At 39.4% G+C, this 867-nt stretch carries 1 protein-coding gene; it reads right to left on the bottom strand.

Annotated elements, in window-relative coordinates; all coding sequences use genetic code 11:
* Positions 1–138: 138 nt before the first annotated feature.
* Entirely contained in the window at positions 139–336 is a 198-nt protein-coding gene (locus IPZ49_RS23000) for a hypothetical protein (RefSeq protein WP_032625265.1), read from the bottom strand.
* Positions 337–867: the final 531 nt, after the last annotated feature.

Genomic DNA, 867 nt, shown 5'->3' with positions numbered 1-867 from the left:
TCTTCGTCCACCACAGCCCCGACAGGGAGATCGGTAGAGATACCAGCATCCAGTTTGATTAAAGAATCCTGCAAAATACCATCTGCTACGTAGCAAACCACTGATGCTCGGATTAGGTCGTTAAATGACATTGTGTTATCAGTCCTTATTCTTTGCCGCTAATGCTGATAACTTGTCTTTCAATCCGTAGGATGTATCTTTATTAGCTGCTTTGGTTTTAAATAAACGTTCAGTTTCTTTGATTAGCTCTTCTTTAGAAATGTTAAGTAGCTTAGAAACTGCCGTAATAGTTTCATCAGAGAGTGTCAAACTCTCACCTTTATTCATCAGAAACATTGTCGTTTCCTCGTATTTATAACGTTTTTGTTACTGTGGGTAAAAAGAAAGCGGCAATAAAGCCGCTTCTTTGGGATAGCTGGAAATCTTATAAACCAGCCTGGGGATCATTCCGTGTCGTTGCAAAACACGCTTAGGATGAATGTTCGCCTATTGGAATTTCTTATCACTACCAAGCCTTTCGACTTAATAATTAATAAGGAGACAATACAACTCGACTAAAGAAAAAATGTTCCAGTGTCTGAATTCTCTGTATTGTCTGACAACTGCGCATTATAAAGACGTATAACGATTTCAGTTGTAAAGAGCGGGATTGCTCTTCTATAAAATCACTCGTTGTGATTTACTACCCTTAGAAGGTGTTCTCCACCGGATATCCCCTATTCATTGAGAAGAGGCAATAAATAAGGCAGTGGAGATCCCTTGTTAGAAACAAACGAAACGTAGCAATAAAGGACACAACCAAAAATCAAGAAGGAATGATTTTAGAGAAGAGGGCTACCCTACAAGGGAGGAGTAGCCATCTATGGG

The sequence above is a fragment of the Enterobacter cloacae complex sp. S2 genome, assembly GCF_015159675.1.
In the GTDB taxonomy this organism is placed as follows: domain Bacteria; phylum Pseudomonadota; class Gammaproteobacteria; order Enterobacterales; family Enterobacteriaceae; genus Enterobacter; species Enterobacter intestinihominis.
Note: the sequence above shows the minus strand (reverse complement) of the source record. Positions and strands in the feature narration are given on the sequence as shown.